This is a genomic window from Microcoleus sp. BR0-C5 (assembly GCF_036705045.1).
Taxonomy (GTDB): Bacteria; Cyanobacteriota; Cyanobacteriia; order Cyanobacteriales; family Microcoleaceae; genus Microcoleus.
In genome coordinates, this window is sequence record NZ_JAUBTR010000105.1 from 1 (window position 1) to 16,490 (window position 16,490).

Consider the following 16,490-nt stretch of genomic DNA (forward strand, 5'->3'; position numbering starts at 1 on the left):
CAGCGAGGTTAAAAGCCATCGTTACAAATGTTGACCTGCGGGCCCTTGGTTAAGGACTCGCAGTAAGCAGCCCCATGTCGGCAAAGTATGGGGCATTTTTTTAAACCCATCGAACTATTGATAATCGCTCTTTTCAATAGTTCTCATCGCTACCCTACCCTACCCTACCAATCAACCAGCCATGACCCCAACTGCACTAGCCACCATTAACCGCCCCCAACTGCTAACCTTCCCCCAGCTCGACCGTGACCCTGACGTACTGACCCAACTGCTAGCAGACAAGCGGAGCGTTAACACCAAGCGGACTTACGCCGGAGACGTGCGGGATTTCTTCGCGACTGTGACTGGGCAACTGCCGACTAAAGCTAGCGTGAACGCATTCTTGCGACTGCCAGAGCGCGATGCTGTATCGCTGGTACTCAAGTGGAAGGCAGGTATGATGTCAGGAGAAGGACGCAAAAAGCCCCTCGCTGAGGCTACGATTAACAGGAGATTAGCTGCCATAAAATCGTTAGTTACTATGGGCTTGAATTTGGGTGTTTGCGACTATAATCTGGCACGAGTCAAAGGTGAAACTATCGCTAAATATCGTGACACAACAGGCATTAATAAAGCAACCTTTGAGCGCATTTTATCGACTTGCGACCGCGAAACAGTAGCCGGAAAGCGCGATTATGCACTACTCAGACTCTTGTGGGGCAATGCTTTGAGACGAAATGAGGTAAGTCAATTAAACTTAGCCGATTTCAAACTTGGCGCTAGGACTTTACGAATTCTTGGCAAGGGTAAAGGCACACAATATGAGACAGTTGATTTGGGCGCAGCTACCGCTCAAGCCATTACTGACTGGCTGGCAGTTCGACCTGGAAGCGCTGGAGAGACTGACCCGCTATTTGTGGCTCTGAATTATGCAGCCCTCGGTCATCGGCTCACCGGGGACGGGCTTTATAAATTGGTGCAAACCAGGACTAAAAAGGCAGGGATTGAGAAGGTTATGAGTCCACACCGCATCCGGCACAGTGCCATTACAGCAGCCCTGGACGCAACAGACGGGAACGTGCGGAAGGTGCAGAAACTCAGCAGGCACAGAAAGCTTGACACTCTCATGATTTATGACGACAACCGCAGCCGTGACCAGGGAGCTGTTACTGACTTGCTAGACGGGATGTTTTGAGTTAACAAAAAAGCCCCAACTGCCATAGTTGGGGCGATTCTGGTTCTGGCAGTTGACGCCGAAGGCAATCGGCTCTGCCGACCGCGAACAGAATATCGCCTGCTCGGAGAGGAAGGAATCTTCAACCGAGCTGTGTGCATGACTCGATTGGAAGTAGGTTCCGTCGTGACCGTAATGAAAAAGCCGTATCAAATGGAACCAAACGGCATGAAGTGTGCTTGGTTTCAATTCCTGATAGGGTTTGAAATTATGTCATCCAAGGAGCTTACTTCCCAATGAAAGTTTTTTTAAATATCTGCGACCCAGATGAAGATGAAAAGGAAAACAGAAAAAAACTCCACTTTGGGCGTGTGCCCGTAGTTGGAGAGTTCATCGCGATATCTGATAGCGTCGATTGGTACAAGGTTGTGGCGGTACTTCATACACCATATTTTACCCAGTTTGATGCTGAAGTTTTTTGTGTAAAAATCAAGCGGACACCAGCTCTCAAGGCGGCAGGATACTGCTAATATCCTAACGCAGGGCTTAGAACTCCTACAGCTTCATCAAAGTTTAACAGTTTTCCCGCCTTTCTTCACTGTACTCGAAGGCGGGTTTTCTTTACCTGTCAAGAGAAACCTGGAATCAACAATATGCGATGTGGATTTAATACTTTGGCAAGGACTTATGACCCGCGACCAGTGCGAGGTCACGGAACTGCTAGATGGGATGCTCTAATGAGTGAATATGCCAGCCTCTAAACTATTAAAAAAAGCTCACTATATCCTAATAGTTTAGATGCCTATTATATTTTAATAGTTTAGCTTTCTAAATTATTAGTCAAAGCATCATACCTAAAATGTTAAGAAATAGCTCACTACATCCTAATAGTTGGGGCTTTCTGGTTTGAGCGTCTATAACTGTCGCGATAGATCCGCCAACAAGGAAACTGAAGTCGAGCCGTCTGCATACCTGGACTGAAAATTCCCGCCCCGCTTCAAAAACAAGAATCAAAACGAATCAAACTCACCGAAATTGAGGCTAAAATCGGGTGAAACCCGCGTGGCTTCGTTAAAAGTTTGATTCGGCATCCCACCTAAAACCGAATCAAACGAAATCAAAACCTCTACTCCTAAAGTAGGAGCAAAGTCTTGAGTCGTATGGCTCTGAGGGCATAGCGAGGTGATGCTGAGGCTTGAGGTGTGATTCGGCTTTTTTGGGTTTCCGGCTGCTTGATTCGTGTTTTTCGGTGGGGATGCGGATGAAACTGGTTGAAGTTAAAGGCAGAATCGAAGTATACCCCCAGAGGCATAGAACGAGTGGACGCGGACATGGAGCGAGGGCTGCTAGCCATTAAGTTGTTTCAAATTGCCACTACCACCAACCCAGCGCTACTTCTCCCAGAAGTTGCCGATGAACAACACATGGAATTTAGAAAGGCTTGGAGACTCACTAAACAGGTGCTGAGTGCTGCGGAAATAGGCGCGTTTAAGGAGATGCTCAAGCACTACTCAAACTGACGAAATTCCGACGCATTTAGGCACAAAAAAAACCGTTTGGACTGCGGGCTTGGTGAGGGCTTAATTCGATTCGGCTTTGCTCACTTTTTTCTCATGCCAGAACTTCTCGGCTTCCCATCCGGCACGAGCAGCCGGAGCTTGCAAATCTTCCTTTTTCCCGCCAGCTTGATAGTGATACTGGCCCCTGATGAATTCAAAGTCAAATGCGTAATTATCCATGCTCTTTCTGCCTCTCTGTGGGCGCGAGTAGCTGCCAGATTTCAGGATGGCTCTGAGCCGAAATCTGAGTGATTTTTGGCTTGGGGATTGCAATTTCAATCTTTGTAATTTTTGGCTTCTTCATTGTTCATTTTCCTTTGATGAATGCAAGCTGTTCGGATGTTAGTTTTTGAATCTGCTGTGGCGGGTTCCAATTTGCCCTCCATTCTTCCCGCAATCGGTACAACGGAATCGGCTTCGGTAGCAGTTCGGCGCTATCAACCCAAACCCCAATACCTGATGACTGATTGGCATAGTAAGCGTTGAATTGCGCTTCAGATATACGTGCCAGTTTGCCTTGCTGAGAGAGTTGCCACAGTTCACTTATAGGCAATGCTTCCCGCATGGAAACTCGCACGGTTCCTATTAGTTCGGCTACAGGCATCGTTGAATAGATTGCGATGGTATCGCCCGGTTTTAGGGATGCTCCAAAGTTGCCTTTTCTGAACTCGATTGTTTTGGGTTCGCGGTCTAGGAAGAAAGCATCCGCCCACTTGGGGCGGACTGAGATTAGGTAAGTGCTAATCATCCTAAATTTCCTCCCCCCTGCACTCACATTGAGCGCGAGGACCGGGATTATTGAAACGATAAATGCGTCGGCAGAAACGGCAAATTTCATTATCAACTGCGACTGAGGCGGGAGCAATGACGTACCACGCGCCGGGATATTCAATGATTTCCGCCGAGGCTTCATGCTTGATTTCGCTCTTCACAAAGCCAGAATTAGGAGCATCGCTGTGAGGCTTCATGATGCAATTTTTGATGTAGATTTGGTCGCCTTTTTTGAGCTTCATTTTATTCTCCTTTAGTTGCGGTCGTTGTCAGTCAACTCATACTCAAAAATGATGTTGCCCCGCCGTACAAACTCTGCAAAAATAGCGTCGTAGATAGGGTCAAGAATGCAGTCGGGCAAAAGGCGAATTAGGTTATTGAGCATTGGGGTTGTCCTCTCCTTTTGTTAGCCGTTCTAATGCTTCTCTCGCGTCGGTATATCGGTCATGATTGCGTCCGCCCCGGCGGATATTCCAGAGTATCCAGATAGTTCTCTCAATCCCTAAATCCTGAGCAATGATAAGTTTTGCTAGCTCCATCTTCTCATCCTGTTCCAAGGGAGAGTCTGTGGCAAAAACAGCCGTTTCGACCGTTCCACCCATAATCCCGCTAAACATAGTTGAAATGCGTTCCGCCCTTGTTCCGTAAGGTATTCCGGGCTTTTGGGTGTCTGTTCCGGGGCTGTCTAAAGGCGTTCCAGACTGTTCCGACTGTTCCACACTCTCGCGCCCTGAAACGCCATCAGACGAGGCTTGATTGCTTTCAATTCTTATTTCTATTTTTGGCATCAAACCGAGTACCGGGTTGCCAATAGTGGAAAGAATTATTGGGGTTTGTTCGGTCATCGAAACCGGAATCAATTGCTTCAAATTCGCTGTGAGTTTGTCTCGTGTTTCCTTGCTGGCAATGACCTTTTGATTGTTCAACAACTGTTCAATTACTCCATAAGAACCTTGCTCCTCATCGTTGCTCGTAGTGCGTACCAAACCTTGAGCAATAAGCGCCAGATTGAGACGGATGTTTGAGTCAGCAACCCCACTAGAAGCAAGGTTAAAAGTCTGGGTGCAAATGAAGTAACCGACGTTATACTGACCCCCTACAGTCGCAATACTTCCCAACTTAGAAGCCTTATCTTCCCATAGCTGTGCGTTCCGTTTCTGGACTAAGCACTGGTGAGTCGCGAACCAATCCTCAAGTATTAATTTGATTGGTCGATTGCGGTACGTTTCCTCGGTTGCTGGTTGGGATTTCCGACGCTGTAACTTCTCGTAAACCTCATCCAAAAACTTCATTGACTCCTCTGGAAATAGCGGGTCAAATATGGCAATTTGATGTCTCGGAACGCCGGGGAAATCTTCATATTTCTGGGCGATTACATAAATTTCTGCCTCTGGAAAGCGTGTCCCTGTGTCTCTTAACCACTTGTGCAGGGTGCGAGATTTCCCTGTGCGAGTAGGGCCGGCCAGAAAGATTGATGTGTTAATAGCTGCTAGGGAATTCAAGACTTTACTGGCTGTTTGTCGGGCTAACTCAAGGTTAGAATTCGGCTCGATTGCTGGCTTAATTGTTGGCACTGTTGAAGCCTCTACTTTATCCGATGGGTTGGCTACCGATTCCAGCGTCGCAGTGCCAGTGAGTAGGGCTTGCTGCTCTTGCGGGCTGATGCCTAAGCTCTCACAGTAAGCTGTTTCCAATTCATCCTCAAATGCCCGTTCATCTGCTTCTGCAAGCTTCTTGTATCTGGTAGCGGTTGTGCTCATCTGGTACGCCGATTCAGCAGCATAATTAAATTCCTGAGCCTTTTGCTGATAGGCTATAATCCGCTGCCTCATTGGTTCTTTTTTGCCCTCACTTCGGGCGATGAGCATCGCTGTCGTCATGCCCCCAGTAGCCAGCAGAGCAAGCAAGATTTTAATGCCACCGTACCCGCGCTCAAGGCTTCTGAATTCAGCTTTAGGGGGAACTAACCAAGCTGGCTGAGATTCAATTCTGTTGCCTATCCTGTACTCGATTCTGTCGTTAAACTGCAAAGCTGTAGCACCAACAATTCCGGCGAAACTTGCGCCCAGCAAACCTGCAACAATTGGCTGATTTATATTACTTAGCATTGTTTAATTTGCTCCAAATCTGAGTACCTACAAAACCAAGAGTGACGACTGTTACAACAAACCCAAAAATCAACATTTGGGAATTGGCAATTATCCAAGCTAGCCACGCATCCCAATTACCCGCAATCAGGGCCGTGCCGATGGCAATTAGGATTAGCAGTGCGCGAACTTGTGCGGAACCTTTAGAGGAAGCAGTAAATATTGCCAGCCCCAAACCAATACCAGGGATAAGAATTACAGCAGCAGGAATTAGTGCTGGAATTCCCCGAATGATAAGGCTTCCAGCTAATCCACCACTGAAATAAGCGCCGAACTCCCCCAAGTTTCCTGTCAACTTCCAATATCGTTCGATATCAGTTACTTCGGATGCCTGAGCTTGGTTTGGTTGCTCAAACTGTTCGGGAGTTCCTGCATTTAAATAGTCGAAATCTGAACCGAATTCTGAAGCGTCAAATTCTTGCGAGTACATACAAAAAAGCGGGCCGTTCTGACCCGCTGCTACCGTGTATTAATTGCGACCAGAGAAGAAACCTAAAAGCCCGTCTAGCAAGCCTTTAGAGTTGTTACCCATGCCAGAGTTGCCCGCACCGGAAGCGCCCGGTACAGCGGGAATGGGGTCGAAGTCCTTCGCGTTGATGTAGTTATTGAAAGCCGAGCGTTTCTGCTGCATTGCTATGGCTTTTTGGGGCGATGCCTGAATCTCTTTTAGGCTTTGTTGGAACCCGTTAGTTTGAATCTGTCCCTTGGCTGTGTGATTCGCTTTGATAAGCAGTAAGCGCTGCCTAAAGCCGATGTTTTCGAGGGTTTGATTGCTAGCGCCCTGCACCTTTACAAGCCCCAATTCGTGCTGAAGTTTTTGGGTTAAATCGGCGACGTGCTGGTCATATTTTGCGGATGCAACAATTGCTTTTGAGACGTATTTATCAATCTGAGCCACGTCGGTCAGCCCACTCTCAATGGCTTCTGCGGTCAAGCGCTCAATCTCTACTTTGTTGGCGCGAATCTTGGCATCGTGGCGGTTGTAGGCAGTTCTGAGCTGCTTCTGTAGATCCAATACTTTTGCTTCCCGTGCAGCTTCATGCACCATGTCTGGGGTGAGGGGCCCGGAATGGTAGCCAAATTCGCGCTTTACGTGGGCAGCGCCCGGTGTGGCAGCTACTCTGAATTTTAAACTCATGTGATATTCTCCTTATTGGGATGCCTTGTACGGTGAACCCGAAGTCTCCCCTTTTAACGGGGGAGACGGATTGCAAGCCAGCGGGTTACTTTTCGACGGCGACCCGCTGGTTTGTTGTTTGATTGAGCCTGTTACTCAGTCGGTCGGCTTCGGCGCGCCCGATAACAGGCAAGGATTCGCCCCGTCGCCAACTGTCACCAAGTTCAGTCGCCGTCCCTAGGTCAACGCCAAGCATCACGTATTGGCACTCAGGGAAATCCATTTCAGGCCCTCCATCTTTATCATCAGAATCGGGCTGATAATTGGCTACAAAATCATCTACAGCCTGCCGTTGTTCGTCGGTTAAAGAGCCATTTGGGTTCAAGTCGTCGAACATATCTAAATGCGATGCCAAGCGATACCGAGAATCGTCCCCATAGTGCGGGATGCGCTCAATATGGCGCTTGATATAATCCGGTTCAATTCCACCTGAATTGAAGGCATCAGCTTCGGTGTTTCCATCAAAGAAATCAGAACATTCAAAGGGAGTCAAATCTGCATCAGTCATCATCGCTAATTCCTCCTATTTCGATACGCTACCAGCATCATCTGAATTCAGATTGATGCTGTTGTTAATGGTTAGGTTGCCGTGTACAATCGTGGGCTGCGGAACCCGCTTGGCTCCAGCTTGGTAGCCCGTGTCAAACCCGACAGCAAAGACAAGAGCGCCACCTACAAGCGCACCGCCAACCATCAGCCGTGTCACGTTTTTGTCGAAGTTTTTATCATCATCGTCAAGCATTACTTAGTTTCCTCAGTTGGATTGGTTTGCTCTGGCTCCTCGCCTATTTTGGGCGAGGTTTGCATATAGTCGAGGACTGCTTTCTTAGTCTCTGGCGGTACACTTTCGAGGGCTACGAGGAAGGCTTCAGGATTGCTATGAACATGAGCAAAAACAATCTCTGAAGCCGTCGGATTAGTCATTTAAACCTCCTCGGATTTAACGTCAATCGCCTCGCCGTCTTTGGACAAATCGGCGCGGGTTTCTTTGGGTTTTGAATTGTGGTTTATAACCGTGCCAGCAATGAAATCGCCCTCAATCTTTTCGACGTAGTTTCCGCCGTTGGTGTTGATGACTCGCTTGCCTGGTTTGCCGTCTTCAAAGACTACGCCGTTTATGATTCGTACCATGTGATTAAAATCCTGTTAAAACTGGAGGTTCGGTTGAAAAATGGTCAGCCGTAGGTGCTGCAAAATGGTCAGTTGTAGGCTGTGGACTTGGCGCTAAATTAGCCATATTCCAAGTCTGCTTTAGGTGTTCGCCATACCTTGAAAGCAACACACTAATTAACGTGGAATAGTCGTTGACCCCAGTCACCTCAAGCAGTTCGTCCGCTAGAGGCAAAAATTTACTGGGCATAACGGCGCGTGTTTGTGCCATCTTAGTTTTGCTCCTTATTGAGTCCGTAAAGGTTAAAGAATTGAGGTCGTGGAGCAACTTTAAATCGTCCTTTTGAAGCCTCACACATTGGCTGTAACAAGCTGGCAGAACCGCCGATAATAATCAACTCACCCAAGCCGGATAAATGCTTCATCCAGTTCGCGTTTAACTTCTGCCTAATATCAGCAACCCAAGCGTCTCTGACTGCTACAAATTCACGAGAGAAATCAATCCCTGTAGTTCCGTAGATGTAGTTGTTAGAAGCGATTGAATCCATCAGCATCCCCGCGTCGGCAGTTGAGCCTACTTTGGGGAGAATTGCTGCTGCCAAACGTTGAGCCAAATGGGATGTACCAGGTAGCACGATGTCAGCGTCCCGGAGCAACCCGCCACCGGGCATAAACAGCCGAGCAATCGCTGTTCCGCCACCGATATCAACGATGCCGTTATTGCGATTGGGGTAACGCCAAATAGAACGTCGCTGGGCGAAATCAAATGCGCCTCGGCACTCGTCTACGGGCTCAATCTTGCGAATAGTTGCCAAGCAGTCGTGACCGTTAACGGAAAATTCGAGCGTGGCCTCCAACTGTTTGAGCTTGGCAATGGTTAACGAATGCCGACTATCCGGTGTTGGGATGACGAGTCGTTCGATACGCTGTGGGCTGTCGCTGGCAAGAGCGGGGAGAATCAGCAGGTGCGCTAGATCCGTTTTACCCACTTCAAAAGCAGGTGAACCCCCCATGAGCTGCGCCAGCCGACCGATAATATAACGCTTGCCATCGAATCCAATTTCGTAGCTCTGACCGTCGTTCCCACCTTCTTCCCAGTCTGCTAATTCCTTCACATAGGAAGGGATGCAGTGGAGAGTTTGGCCGTCCACCCACTTAACAAAACGGTTCCCTGGGTCAACGGCTAACTGTGTGCGCGTCGCAGCTACGCAACGCTGTGTAGCGTCAGCAGTGGTTTGTCTGTATTCAGTTTGCATGGTTCGGTTTTGCCTTGTGGCGTAAAGGTTTTAGGCGCTTTTTAAACTCAATTTGAGGCAACCGCACGGGAATGTACAGATAGCTGTTTTACGCCTCAAAGTGGCTTTATTGCGTTCATGTATGTTATCATATCATATATGAGGCAACTGTGTGACATCCTCATAGGAATTACCAAAGCATACGATGATGGTAGGGAGGTTATGAGTTATGAACTAATGTCTAAGAGGTTAAACGCTATAGTTCCAGATGAAACTTGGGATAACCTGGAACGAGTAGCCGAGCGCGAAATGCGTACCAAAAGTCAAATGACGGCAATCTTATTGGGAGAAGCGCTTGCAGCGTATTGGAAGCGCAATCCCCCCGAACCGTCCGAAGATGCACCCGCGCCCAAGTCAGCAACGACCAAGGCCCCAGCCAAGGCTCCAACAGCCAAAGCAAAGCCCGCATCAGCGCAAGCCAAGCGGACAAAGGATTCTAAAGGTGCTAGTTAATTGCTAGCAGATGTCTAGTAAGTATTTAGCGTTCTGTCTAGTACCTCAACTAGACCAAACAAAACGCCCCCGGCAACTGCCACAGGCGTTATGGTTTTGAGGATTGCTCACCCTACCTCTGCGTTTATCTTGGCGGATTTCCAGAGATAGGATTCACCGTTTCACACCTTAACAGGTTGTGAAGACTTCCTACTAATTATGTCATGTACTGACGAAAAGACAACTAAATCTGTAAAGAATTTATCTGAGCCTATTGTAACGCTTTCTGGCACAGATTTAGACTCTGTAAAAAACCTTGTATATCAGGATTGCGTAGTCAGGTCTGGTATCAAGCCAAAAATTTGTGAGCTTAACTTCGAGCCTGCGAATGGCCTCCCTGTCTACGACCTGGTTTACCGTGATAACGACAAGATTCTCAAATCTGGCGATGTCAGCGCTCAGGCCCGCAGGAACTACAGCAAGTGCGAGGGTGTTGGGGGCTTCATCGTTAACGGTCGGTTCCGGCAGCTATCCGGGCCACCACTAGCCAGAGATGAGAAAGGACGGGCCCGTAAATATCACCAACCCAAAGGCAAACCGTTAGAATATTTTTGCCCGTTAGTGGATGTTCCCACATGGCGAGAGATAGCGGCCAAAGAACAGTTGGCTATGCCGGATATGCCAGCCGTCGGGCTGAACGGGGAAGCGCTTGGATTCTGGGATTGGGTTATAGAAAGCGGTTGCTCAGTTGTCGCTACTGAAGGGGAAAAGAAGGCAGCAGCACTCGTTAGCAGAGGCTATGCAGCAATCGGTCTACCTGGGATTTATACGGGCTACAGAGTCACAAAACGCGGGTTTTGGGTGTTTTGTACTGACTCAAGAAAAGACTATCAGAAGGCAGCAGCAAGAGAACTTCATGCAGCCTTGAAACCGTTTGATACTAAGAATCGCTTAATTACAATCCTCTTTGACTTCCGGCGCGGTGACTATTCACAAAGTCCAGAGTTCAAAGCAGCCAGCATCACAGCCAAACTGTTTGAGAATGCAATCGTTACAATCGCCCAATTACCGGGCCCGGAGAAAGGTGCAGACGACTTTATAGTTGCGGGCGGGGATATTGACGCGGTTATCGGTAACGGCAAAACCTGCAAGGAATTAGCCAAGTTAGAACACAAAACACAGTGGCGCAACAGCCGAAAATATACTCCACACTGCACGATTGATTCCCAATATTTTCACGCACTAGAACCCGCAGCAGGCACAATCACGGGGATTAAGAGCGGGTTGGCAACTGGAAAAACACAATGGCTCAAGAATGTTATTGCCAGCAACCCAGAAGGCAAAATAATCGTAATAGGTAGCCGGAACGGACTGTTATTACAAACGGCTGAGAAATGCGGTTTCTATCATCTTGATATCCATAACGGCTATGTGATGCTTCGGAACCCCGATGCCCGTATCTGCTTGTGTTTTGATTCACTACTTAAATTGCTAGATTCTGGCATTTTCGAGGGCGCAACAATCATTTTAGATGAAGCTGAAAGTGTCATCCGACATCTGTTGATGAGTAATACACTGAAACACAATCGGGAAGCAATTAAGGGACTGTTTAGTCAGGCCTGTAAAGATGCTAGTCGAATTGTTTTGTTGGATGGTCATTTAACAGATTACACGGTCAATTTAGTCACGCAGTTGGCAGGCAACAAAATAACCAGTAAACACCTAAATAAATTCACAGCAAACTGTCCTAAAGTTAGCGTTTTTAAAACTGAAAATGCAAAACTATCACCAGCAGAAAAGCAAGATTTTATTAACAAGATACTGGCTTCAGATTGCCCAGTAATTGTTACCGACTGTTGTGTTCCCGAAGCTGAAGCCCTTGCGGAAACCCTTACAAAAGAAAAAGGGCTAGGGCTGCTAATTTGCTCAAAAACTTCAATGGAACCCGATTCAATAGCAATACAGACTAATCCTGATGTTTGTATTGAGCAAAAGAAACTAGCTTGGATTATTCTTAGCCCAAGCGTAGAGAATGGACTCGATATTAGCATTCGAGAAAAGTTCACTGATGTATTCGGCTTATTCTGCGGACTACTGGGGGTAAATTCCTTGATTCAGATGCTACGGCGGGTAAGGCATCCGATTAATCAGATTTCAGTTCTCTGTCCTGAGATTGGACTCCCCACCAATGACCCTGACAGGCGCTCTTACTACGAGAATCAAATTAAGATTCAGTTAGAGTCAAACCTTTTGCTCGAAAGTATGTACTTGACTCCTGAAGAGTTATATAGCAGTGTCAAGGCTAGTCTTGATAAACAATTTAACGACCCGCTTTTTCACGCTTACTTGCGTTATGAAGCGCAAGAAAACTTAGAGAAATCCGACCTCAGAGCATTCTTGATTGAAGCCCTACGGGACGGCGGGTACGAAGTAGACGAACCGACAATCGGAGCTGATGAATCAGGCGACCACGTTGAGAAAAAGAAGGTTTACAAAGAGAAGGAATCTCAGGAGATATTCGACGCTACCGACATCTCACTAGAGGAAGCGCAGGAAATCTCACGGAGCAACAAAGCAAGGTGGCCGGAACGATGCCAAGCTGAGAAAGCATTTCTCAAGGCTAAACTTCCGGGGATTGAAGATACGCAGACTTGGAGATGGGAATTTGTACACCGAGTCAAGAGTAAAGACAGAGCGCTTCTTACTCAATTAGAGAATGCTTGGCTCTTTAACCATCCAGACGATGATGAATACTTGCAGAGATTGAAATGGGAGACGGGAAAGCTCGAATATTTTGCACCTGATCACAATTCAAACTGGTTGAAGCGCGAGGCACTTCGTAAGCTTAATATCACACAGTTTTTAACTGATTCTGGTTGGACTAACACTTCACCGGAAGTACAAAAACTCCTAAAAGATGGAGGCCGAAAAGATGCTCGAAGGATATTAGGGGAACCCGGCAAGGACGGCATCAAATACGTTAACCGCCTACTGGGGCTGATAGGAATCACCCTCGTCTGCCGTCAAATGCGGGGGGAGGACGGCCAGCGCGTTAGAACCTACCACTACCAGCCCCAAGCATCCTGGAAAAAAACCAAGCAAGGCTCAGTCCGTATTTGCTCTCTGCCCGAAGATTGGAACACTCTGTTTGCTCTGACGGCCGCCAGAATGAACCAAAAAGTCGAAGCAAAAAAGGTTAATGTGAAATCGAATGAAAGCTTTACCCCATCTGCTTTAGATGCTGTCACAGATGAAGCTAATTGTGTATTAATAAACTCGGAAACATCTGTGACAGTATCCACCCCCCAGTCCACCCCACAACAGAGTGGGGGGGATGTCGAAATTCATGAACCCAGCGAAGTCATGCTAGACCCACAAGCACACCAAGAATGCCTTGAATTCATCCGCGCTGCCATCGCTCAGGGCGATGCCAAATTCGCGCAGCAAGTGGCGGTCATCGTCAAGGAAGTTTGCGAACACGGTCACGCCAACCGCGAGGCAATCTGGGCCGAGCTGTCGGAAGTCGAGCGCCAGCAGTTTCGGTCACTGCTAGTTAAAAAAGATGCTGTGTTTCACAAAAAAAACGTTTGATTGAAAAATGATTGAAAAATTGATTATTTTTGATAGCAATCTTGGCTCTGGTGGTTTGGGAGAACCTGTGAAATAATTTAGGAAGTTGCGATTTAATCCACATGGTTACCAAAAAAAAAGACCCCGATTTTACAGTTTTACGAGGCCATGTTCCCAGAGAGCTGTTTAAGCGATTCAAAATTTTCTGTGTTGAGGAAGACCTCGATAATAGCCAAGGGCTAGAACGGGTGTTACAAGGCTACTTTGAATCCGCAGATACAACCAGCGCTAATAAGAAAGAGGAATGACGTATGAATTAGAAAAAATGTGTTTTAACGGCTGTGCTGCTGGCTGGGAAAGCCGAACTTCCCTCCCGCTCGCCAGACTAAAATCTCGGACTCTAGTTATGTGCGTCGCTCGAATTTTCCTAGAATCTCCACTGATCGGAATCAAAGGAAATTACAATCGAGCTATGCACATGACTAGACGGAAGGATTGAAGCGCCATGACCGTAAACCCAAACAGCCTCCGCAACTTAAAACCAGCAGCTAACTGCAAGAATGCCGTTAGAGTCACCCTCACTCTATCCCCGGTGACAGTGGAACTGCTCAAGGCACAAGGGAACATGAGCGGTGCGGTGGATAAGCTCATCCAACTGGCTATGCTGGGGAAAATTGAGCATGATGGGGCGCTCAATCCCATTCCCGGTTCCGAGGTGGATTTCCGGCACAAACTCTAACGCAAAAACTAAATCAGATGGAATTAAAAAAGCTATACAAACTCTCGCTTAAAAGTTTGTATAGCTTAAAAAAATACTGTGTGATTTGATTTTTAATTACTCCAATTCCGACTTCTTAGCTTGGCAACCTCGGAAGCATTGATATGCTTCGTGTAATCGCGTTTTGTTTTTTTGGTGTACTCCCCTGCGTCGCCGACATTTGCCTTCCCGCTGGCAATATCGTTTATGCTTGCTTTTCCGCCCAAAACCTGTTCCCGCGTGTAGGTTTTTGTTTCTGGTTGTTGTGAATTGCTATCAGTTTGCTTGCTAGTACCGCCAGAAAAGAAGGGCTTGTATGCGGGAGTTTGCTTCAATTCAGCCACTTTCTCAGCAATAGTTTTTGGGCCATTGCTGCCAAACTCGATTACCCCTCTTTCATCAAAAAATACATACTTTCCATTCTCGAATTGCATCCTCTCGCCTTCTTTTAAATGGCGCTTGATGGCATCGTAAGCCTCTCTATCATCGTTATTGCCGATGCCTCCAAGCTCCTTGTAAGCAGCCTCTAGTTGCGTATCGAGCATGAGTTCCTGAGTCTGTGCTTGCGTTTCCTCATATCGCTTGGTAGCTGCTTCTGCTTGCGCTATTAGCTGGGCTTTCTCTGCCTGGAATTGTTCTTCATTTTCAATGGGCATGATATTTTCTTTGGTAGTATTTCATCTTCATTCTATCTGATATTTTTCCAATAAAAAAGCCCCGAACAGGGTGGATTCGGGGCGTGGTGAAAAGCTTCTTTCTACTCCTCAATTCTACCTCAAACTGATATCATACAGACTTCTCCTGTTTCGGCGGAAACGTCCACAATTGCATCCCCGCATTGGCATCGCCACCATCGTTCATCTGGCGCGTTTACATTAAGTAATTCAAGCAGTTCGCAATCCTTCTCTAGTGGGTGCAGATGTGGTATATCTGGCAACTGTTTGGCAATGATTTCGGCTGCTGTTTGAGCATCGGGGATGGCTTGTTCAGACAAGAATTCAGCTTGCAGTTCGGCTACTTTTTGTGAGTATTCCCGCGAGCGCAACCTGCCGTATTCATCCAACCTTTTTAGGTATGTTTCAAGCTTCATTGTTACCTCCTAAAATGTCTAATATTATTGCCACATCAATCTCTCTAACTTTAGATATTTTACGGCGCTTCAGCAATTCATTAAGCAATTCTAAAGCTGTTGGTAATTGGCACGGTTGAGAGTTGGCGGATACTTTAAGTTGTTCGATTTCTGCCTCAAGCTTCCACTCTCTCTCCCTATCACTGGCAATGATAAAAGCTTGAGACTTGATGCTCTCTTGCACTCCCTCTAATTCCTGTTGTGCTGCTGCTAATTGCGCCTGAGCTTGTACTAATTCCTGCCTGAGCGATTCGGTTTCGTTCAGGCGACCGACTCCCCCAAGATTTCATCTCTCAGCGCGGCCTTGATGCTTGTTAGCTTGTCTGCTAGGAGTTTGTCTAGCACTGACGCTACCGCCGATTCTATCTCTTCATTTACTGGTGCGTCTGATTCTATCCCCACGACTGATTCTAAGGTCTTTACCAGCCAAGCATTAACGCTTAATCCTTGCGATTCAGCGTTAGCCCGGATAGCTTCAAGTAAGTCCTCGCGCCCGTCGATTCTAATATTAAGTTGGAGCCTTTTGTCACCTGATTTTTGTGGCATGATTATATTTGCTAGCAATGTACTAGCATCTAGTCTAGCACCAATTATTTCCTAATATTAATAGATAAGATTAACTGATAGATAACTATTCCTTGATAAGAAATCCCAACTGCTAGCTACTAGACAAAGTGCTAGACAAAGTGCTATGATAGTAAGCATACAGGTAGAGGAACCGATACAACCCGCACCATGTATGCGCTACACGTCTACGCTACAAGTCAACCTGTACAATCACAAGGAAGAATAAACCATGCAATTACTAGCAGCCAAGTTCGCACAAATCGACGCCACAATCGACGCCAAGAATGCACAAATCATCGCACTTCAAGCCGAAGTAACTGAGCTTCAGGAACATCGCCAACAGTTGTTATCAGTCGAGCAAGCAGTGCAGTCAGTCCTCGCGCAAACTGATACCGCGCTGGCAATGTTAAATCACGTTGACCCGTCGGAGATTGCAACTCTTAAGAATGCCTTGCTTGCCAAGTTTGAACCCGCTGCAATCGGCATCTTGGAGCCAGCAACTATAACCGAACCGGAACCGGAACCAACCGCGCCAAATGCTCCCGTAGGGGATGTGGTCGAGCCTGAAACCGATGTGCCGATTGATGTTGAAGCCACAACTACACCGGAACCAATACCAGCACCACAACCAGAACCCTCGCCGGAGCCGGATATTGAGCAAGCGCTGACTAAGATGCCCCTGCCATCCCTGCGAATGCTGGCAAAGAGCAAGTCGGTGGACGCGAGGGGAACTAAGGCAAATCTCACAGCGAGGTTAAAAGCCATCGTTACAAATGTTGACCTGCGGGCCCTTGGTTAAGGACTCGCAGTAAGCAGCCCCATG

25 protein-coding genes are annotated in these 16,490 nt (G+C 47.3%); 8 read left to right on the plus strand and 17 right to left on the minus strand.

Going from position 1 to position 16,490, the window contains the following annotated elements; all coding sequences use genetic code 11:
* Positions 1 to 181 precede the first annotated feature (181 nt).
* The 3 genes from QUB08_RS29240 to QUB08_RS29250 all read left to right on the plus strand — a co-directional run bounded on the left by QUB08_RS29240 (position 182) and on the right by QUB08_RS29250 (position 2,673).
* On the plus strand, positions 182 to 1,174 hold the full coding sequence (locus QUB08_RS29240) for a tyrosine-type recombinase/integrase (protein ID WP_333229446.1): 993 nt from the start codon (positions 182 to 184) through the stop codon (positions 1,172 to 1,174).
* A gap of 275 nt (positions 1,175 to 1,449) precedes the next feature.
* Positions 1,450 to 1,683 carry a hypothetical protein gene (locus QUB08_RS29245; RefSeq protein ID WP_333229448.1) on the plus strand — a complete coding sequence of 78 codons (234 nt, stop codon included), beginning with the start codon at positions 1,450 to 1,452 and terminating at the stop codon, positions 1,681 to 1,683.
* A gap of 741 nt (positions 1,684 to 2,424) precedes the next feature.
* Positions 2,425 to 2,673: a hypothetical protein gene (locus tag QUB08_RS29250; RefSeq protein WP_333229450.1), complete on the plus strand. Its 249-nt coding sequence runs from the start codon at positions 2,425 to 2,427 to the stop codon at positions 2,671 to 2,673.
* A 60-nt stretch (positions 2,674 to 2,733) separates the two neighbouring features.
* Here QUB08_RS29250 and QUB08_RS29255 read toward each other — a convergent pair whose 3' ends face one another.
* The 13 genes from QUB08_RS29255 to QUB08_RS29315 all read right to left on the minus strand — a co-directional run bounded on the left by QUB08_RS29255 (position 2,734) and on the right by QUB08_RS29315 (position 9,173).
* Entirely contained in the window at positions 2,734 to 2,892 is a 159-nt protein-coding gene (locus QUB08_RS29255) for a hypothetical protein (protein ID WP_333229452.1), read from the minus strand.
* A gap of 127 nt (positions 2,893 to 3,019) precedes the next feature.
* Positions 3,020 to 3,460 carry a hypothetical protein gene (locus tag QUB08_RS29260; RefSeq protein ID WP_333229453.1) on the minus strand — a complete coding sequence of 147 codons (441 nt, stop codon included), beginning with the start codon at positions 3,458 to 3,460 and terminating at the stop codon, positions 3,020 to 3,022.
* Between the two features lies 1 nt (position 3,461).
* On the minus strand, positions 3,462 to 3,725 hold the full coding sequence (locus QUB08_RS29265; RefSeq protein ID WP_333229455.1) for a hypothetical protein: 264 nt from the start codon (positions 3,723 to 3,725) through the stop codon (positions 3,462 to 3,464).
* Between the two features lie 11 nt (positions 3,726 to 3,736).
* On the minus strand, positions 3,737 to 3,868 hold the full coding sequence (locus QUB08_RS29270; RefSeq protein ID WP_333229457.1) for a hypothetical protein: 132 nt from the start codon (positions 3,866 to 3,868) through the stop codon (positions 3,737 to 3,739).
* Positions 3,858 to 5,591, minus strand: a complete 1,734-nt coding sequence (locus QUB08_RS29275) for a hypothetical protein (protein ID WP_333229459.1) — start codon at positions 5,589 to 5,591, stop codon at positions 3,858 to 3,860. The genes QUB08_RS29270 and QUB08_RS29275 overlap by 11 nt, the downstream gene beginning before the upstream one ends.
* Positions 5,581 to 6,060 (minus strand): hypothetical protein, encoded by a 480-nt coding sequence (locus tag QUB08_RS29280; protein ID WP_333229461.1) that lies wholly within the window; start codon positions 6,058 to 6,060, stop codon positions 5,581 to 5,583. Before QUB08_RS29280 ends, QUB08_RS29275 begins: the two co-directional genes overlap by 11 nt.
* 39 nt (positions 6,061 to 6,099) lie before the next feature.
* Positions 6,100 to 6,768, minus strand: coding sequence for a hypothetical protein (locus tag QUB08_RS29285; protein ID WP_333229463.1), 669 nt, complete (start codon positions 6,766 to 6,768; stop codon positions 6,100 to 6,102).
* Between the two features lie 85 nt (positions 6,769 to 6,853).
* Positions 6,854 to 7,318, minus strand: coding sequence for a hypothetical protein (locus tag QUB08_RS29290; RefSeq protein ID WP_333229465.1), 465 nt, complete (start codon positions 7,316 to 7,318; stop codon positions 6,854 to 6,856).
* A gap of 12 nt (positions 7,319 to 7,330) precedes the next feature.
* On the minus strand, positions 7,331 to 7,549 hold the full coding sequence (locus QUB08_RS29295) for a hypothetical protein (RefSeq protein ID WP_333229467.1): 219 nt from the start codon (positions 7,547 to 7,549) through the stop codon (positions 7,331 to 7,333).
* Positions 7,549 to 7,731 (minus strand): hypothetical protein, encoded by a 183-nt coding sequence (locus QUB08_RS29300; protein WP_333229469.1) that lies wholly within the window; start codon positions 7,729 to 7,731, stop codon positions 7,549 to 7,551. The genes QUB08_RS29295 and QUB08_RS29300 overlap by 1 nt, the downstream gene beginning before the upstream one ends.
* Positions 7,732 to 7,938, minus strand: a complete 207-nt coding sequence (locus QUB08_RS29305; protein WP_333229470.1) for a hypothetical protein — start codon at positions 7,936 to 7,938, stop codon at positions 7,732 to 7,734.
* Positions 7,939 to 7,942: 4 nt separating this feature from the next.
* Complete coding sequence (locus QUB08_RS29310) at positions 7,943 to 8,188, minus strand: hypothetical protein (protein ID WP_333229472.1); 246 nt, start codon at positions 8,186 to 8,188, stop codon at positions 7,943 to 7,945.
* A gap of 1 nt (position 8,189) precedes the next feature.
* Positions 8,190 to 9,173 carry a ParM/StbA family protein gene (locus QUB08_RS29315; RefSeq protein WP_333229474.1) on the minus strand — a complete coding sequence of 328 codons (984 nt, stop codon included), beginning with the start codon at positions 9,171 to 9,173 and terminating at the stop codon, positions 8,190 to 8,192.
* Positions 9,174 to 9,374: 201 nt separating this feature from the next.
* Here QUB08_RS29315 and QUB08_RS29320 point away from each other — a divergent pair, with 201 nt between their 5' ends.
* The 4 genes from QUB08_RS29320 to QUB08_RS29335 all read left to right on the plus strand — a co-directional run bounded on the left by QUB08_RS29320 (position 9,375) and on the right by QUB08_RS29335 (position 13,953).
* A complete protein-coding gene (locus QUB08_RS29320; RefSeq protein WP_333229476.1) occupies positions 9,375 to 9,665 on the plus strand; it encodes a ribbon-helix-helix domain-containing protein in 291 nt (96 codons plus the stop codon).
* A gap of 198 nt (positions 9,666 to 9,863) precedes the next feature.
* Positions 9,864 to 13,235 carry a plasmid replication protein, CyRepA1 family gene (locus QUB08_RS29325; RefSeq protein WP_333229478.1) on the plus strand — a complete coding sequence of 1,124 codons (3,372 nt, stop codon included), beginning with the start codon at positions 9,864 to 9,866 and terminating at the stop codon, positions 13,233 to 13,235.
* A gap of 283 nt (positions 13,236 to 13,518) precedes the next feature.
* A complete protein-coding gene (locus tag QUB08_RS29330; protein ID WP_333229480.1) occupies positions 13,519 to 13,713 on the plus strand; it encodes a hypothetical protein in 195 nt (64 codons plus the stop codon).
* Positions 13,714 to 13,719: 6 nt separating this feature from the next.
* Positions 13,720 to 13,953 carry a hypothetical protein gene (locus QUB08_RS29335; protein ID WP_333229481.1) on the plus strand — a complete coding sequence of 78 codons (234 nt, stop codon included), beginning with the start codon at positions 13,720 to 13,722 and terminating at the stop codon, positions 13,951 to 13,953.
* A 92-nt stretch (positions 13,954 to 14,045) separates the two neighbouring features.
* On the opposite strand, the gene QUB08_RS29340 is transcribed toward QUB08_RS29335, so the two are convergent.
* The 4 genes from QUB08_RS29340 to QUB08_RS29355 all read right to left on the minus strand — a co-directional run bounded on the left by QUB08_RS29340 (position 14,046) and on the right by QUB08_RS29355 (position 15,646).
* On the minus strand, positions 14,046 to 14,627 hold the full coding sequence (locus QUB08_RS29340) for a hypothetical protein (protein WP_333229483.1): 582 nt from the start codon (positions 14,625 to 14,627) through the stop codon (positions 14,046 to 14,048).
* A gap of 119 nt (positions 14,628 to 14,746) precedes the next feature.
* Entirely contained in the window at positions 14,747 to 15,061 is a 315-nt protein-coding gene (locus tag QUB08_RS29345; RefSeq protein WP_333229485.1) for a hypothetical protein, read from the minus strand.
* Positions 15,051 to 15,284: a hypothetical protein gene (locus QUB08_RS29350; RefSeq protein WP_333229486.1), complete on the minus strand. Its 234-nt coding sequence runs from the start codon at positions 15,282 to 15,284 to the stop codon at positions 15,051 to 15,053. Before QUB08_RS29350 ends, QUB08_RS29345 begins: the two co-directional genes overlap by 11 nt.
* A 77-nt stretch (positions 15,285 to 15,361) precedes the next feature.
* A complete protein-coding gene (locus tag QUB08_RS29355; protein WP_333229488.1) occupies positions 15,362 to 15,646 on the minus strand; it encodes a toxin-antitoxin system HicB family antitoxin in 285 nt (94 codons plus the stop codon).
* A 250-nt stretch (positions 15,647 to 15,896) separates the two neighbouring features.
* Here QUB08_RS29355 and QUB08_RS29360 point away from each other — a divergent pair, with 250 nt between their 5' ends.
* Positions 15,897 to 16,466 carry a hypothetical protein gene (locus QUB08_RS29360; RefSeq protein WP_333229490.1) on the plus strand — a complete coding sequence of 190 codons (570 nt, stop codon included), beginning with the start codon at positions 15,897 to 15,899 and terminating at the stop codon, positions 16,464 to 16,466.
* The last annotated feature ends 24 nt before the right edge of the window (positions 16,467 to 16,490 follow it).